Annotated in this window: 4 protein-coding genes; 1 reads left to right on the top strand and 3 read right to left on the bottom strand. The window is 41.4% G+C overall.

Translation table 11 applies throughout. The features are described from left to right. Positions 1-228 precede the first annotated feature (228 nt). Complete coding sequence (locus K5677_RS13865) at positions 229-771, bottom strand: glutathione peroxidase (protein ID WP_296729131.1); 543 nt, start codon at positions 769-771, stop codon at positions 229-231. A 19-nt stretch (positions 772-790) separates the two neighbouring features. Next, on the bottom strand, positions 791-1,240 hold the full coding sequence (locus K5677_RS13860) for a MarR family transcriptional regulator (protein WP_296729129.1): 450 nt from the start codon (positions 1,238-1,240) through the stop codon (positions 791-793). A gap of 251 nt (positions 1,241-1,491) precedes the next feature. Between K5677_RS13860 and K5677_RS13855 the strand changes: the two genes are divergently transcribed. Continuing rightward, positions 1,492-2,409: a CorA family divalent cation transporter gene (locus tag K5677_RS13855; protein WP_296729127.1), complete on the top strand. Its 918-nt coding sequence runs from the start codon at positions 1,492-1,494 to the stop codon at positions 2,407-2,409. Between the two features lie 50 nt (positions 2,410-2,459). On the opposite strand, the gene K5677_RS13850 is transcribed toward K5677_RS13855, so the two are convergent. After that, on the bottom strand, positions 2,460-3,191 hold the full coding sequence (locus K5677_RS13850; RefSeq protein ID WP_296729124.1) for an AAA family ATPase: 732 nt from the start codon (positions 3,189-3,191) through the stop codon (positions 2,460-2,462). Between the last annotated feature and the right edge of the window lie 235 nt (positions 3,192-3,426).

The following is a 3,426-nucleotide window of genomic DNA, read 5'->3' as shown; positions in this document are numbered from 1 at the left end:
CCGGAATAACACTTTTATCTTGACAATCAAATAATCATGTGCTAATATGCAGATAAGACCGAATGCTTTCACAATCGGTCTCATCATATACTCTTTTATTGCACTATTTTTCGTTTACACAGAATTTGGGATTGACTCGATACTTCTGCCATGGAATAATTGATAAAGTTTTTCCTCGCCATCGGCGAGGATATTTTTATATCTTATGGGACGCGGTTTATTTGACGCTTACAATTCTTCCACAGCTTTGCGTACATCGTCCATTTTTTCCGTAGGCTCAAATCTGGAGATGACGTTTCCGTTTCTGTCAATGAGGAACTTTGTGAAATTCCATTTTATATAGGCTTTATCGCCGAATTTCTTGTTATTCATATCAGCAAATTTATTTAGAGCCGCATTTTTGATTCCTTTGCCAAAGCCTGCAAAGGGCTTTTCTGTAGCAAGCCATGCAAACAGCGGCTCAGCATCATCGCCGTTTACGTCTATTTTGGCAAACTGAGGAAATTCCGTACCGAATTTAAGCTTGCAGAACTGGTGTATCTCCTCTTCATCTCCGGGAGCCTGATTTGCAAACTGATTGCATGGGAAATCAAGTATCTCAAAGCCCTTATGGCGGAGCTCCTTATACATTTTCTCCAGAGGCTCATAATGAGGAGTAAATCCGCAGCCTGTTGCCGTATTCACAACAAGCAGTACCTTGCCGCTGTATTCACTCAGGCTTACTTCATTTCCACTGCGGTCCTTCACCATAAAATCGTATACTGTTTTCATACAAAAAACTCCTTTCACATCATCGGAAATCGTCACTGTTTGTTTCAAGCAGTTCATACAGCAGCGAATAGAGCTGCTTTGCCTTTTCAGGTGCTATCCTTACGCATTTGCCGACCTGCAAAGGGATATCCTTTGCCTGTTCCTGCAATGCTCTGCCGTTCTCTGTCAGATAAATAAGAACTGCACGCTCATCTGTCTTGCTGTGCTGTTTTTCAATATAGCCGAGTGTTCTCATTTTTTTCAGCAAAGGAGAGAGCGTACCGCTGTCAAGCATGAGCTTTCTGCATATCTCACCGACGGTAATACCGTCCTCCTCCCAAAGGACCAAAAGCACAATATATTGGGTATATGTCAGATTCAGCTCTTTAAGAAAAGGAGTATATGCTCCTGTCACAGCCCTTGCTGCCGCATAAAGCGGAAAACAAAGCTGATTTTCAAGCTTCATTGCTTCCTTGTAGTTGTAATCCATTATATCACTCTCCACCATATATATATTGATTACAACTATATTTTATCAAATATAATTGTAATTGTCAAGTACTTTTCTATTTATTATTGATATTTAACTTATGTTAATTCATTTATGCTCAGAGAATAATGCTGCGGTCATTGATAGAAAAATAGAAAAACGTCGTAATCAGCAAACTGTCCTGCAATAATTCTTGCAAACGGCTTAAAATAATGGTATAATGAAGTATCTTTGAAAACAGGAGCACTGCTATGTATTACTATATCAGAAATACCCTTGAAAAAACAAAGAAGCTCGACCTCAATGGCAAAAAAGGTCAGTTCATTGCTGTTCTCACATCTGCTGAGTGGCTTGAGAACAGAGAAAAATTCGATATGGGCATCGAAATGGACATCGACCTGTATGCTATTCATTCCACTAAGGCGGAAGTCAACTATGACTCGCTGACCGGTACTTTTTCTATCCCTGACAGGGACAACCTCTCAGCTCCTAATACCAATTTTGCATTTGCCCTCGACGAAAAAGGCATAGTTTTTATTGACGACAGCGGATTTGTAGATAAGACTATCAGTAATATTATAAGCACAAAACGCTGGACTATGCCCAGTCTTGAACGTTTTATATACGACTTCCTTGAGCAGATAGTGGAACGTGACCGCATTGTCCTTGAACGTGTGGACAAGGAGCTTGACCAGATAGAATCGAATATCTTAGGCGGCGAGGAAAAAGATCCGTCACAGAGAGTAAGCCGTATCAGGAGTGACCTCCGTGATCTGCGTATTCACTACGAGCAGCTTCTCGACCTCGGTCAGGAGCTTGAAGAAAATGAAAATGATTTCTTCAATGAGGATAACACACGCTATTTTCACCTGTTTACACAGCGTGTCTCACGTCTGCACGATCTTACAGCTTCACTTCGTGAGTATTCTATACAGATACGCGATCTTTATCAGTCTCAACTGGACATAAAGCAAAATCGTATCATGGCTCTGCTGACGATAATAACTTCCATATTTATGCCGCTGACGCTTATCGCAGGCTGGTATGGCATGAATTTCAAGTATATGCCCGAGCTTGAATACAAATGGGCTTATCCTGCCGTTATTGGAGTAAGCTTAGTCATAGTTATTATCAGTCTTATCTTTTTCAAAAAGAAGAAATGGCTCTGATTATGCAAAACAGCTCCTGCCCGTGAAAATAGACAGGAGCTGTTTTATTGTTAGTCTAATTTCTCAAAAAGATGCCTAAAAATCTGCCTGCGGTCATTTATGAACATTTTTGTTATCTGGTAGCTCTGAGTATCCTCGTAGCTTATGGGCTTGATCGCTCCCTCGTCAAAGCTGAGTATTTCCGCATTCGGAAATCCCAGAAGTATCGGCGAATGTGTAACTATGATGAACTGCGAATCATTCTTTACGCACTTTGACATTTCAAGCATAAGTGTCAGCTGTCTCTGCGGAGACAGAGCTGCTTCGGGCTCGTCGAGAATGTACAGACCATTCTTATCAAAGTTTTTCTGTATGACCGAAAGAAAGCTCTCACCGTGGGACTTTTCGTGGTAGTGCTGAGGTATGCCCTGTATTCTTGAATAATATTCTTCGGCAGTAGCCACATTATAGAAGCTCTCAGCTCTGAGAAAATACCCCCATTTGGCTTTATTGAAGCTTCGCACCAGACGCACAGCATCGTGAAGCTCGGAGTGTGAATCATAGGTTGAAAAGCTGTAATTGAGCGTTCCGCCCTCGGGATTGAATCCGTAAGCCACTGCGATAGCCTCTAAAAGCGTTGACTTGCCGCTTCCGTTTTCGCCCACAAAAAATGTAACAGGCGTATTGAAGGACATCTCGTCAAGCTCCCTGATAGCCGATATTTTACGCAGATAGCTGTGCTGCTCTATTTTGTCCCACTTGACTTTAAGCCCTGTGAGATATAATTCATTCGTTCCAAGCATTATTTCACCTCGTTTTTCTTGTGAGCCATTTCATCGGTGTATTGCCGCTGAGCAGACATTTTCCATTCATATACTCAAACAGGCAGAGACACACTGTAAGCGTCAAATAAAGGACGTATTCCTCCCAAAAGGAATCTGGTGTATAATAAAGTCTAAGCAGCTCCATAGACTAAATTAGATAAGCTAAAATAGTCTATGGAGTAAACTGGACTAAATTAGACATAGGAGGAATACG

Source organism: Ruminococcus sp., from assembly GCF_024684275.1.
Note: the sequence above shows the minus strand (reverse complement) of the source record. Positions and strands in the feature narration are given on the sequence as shown.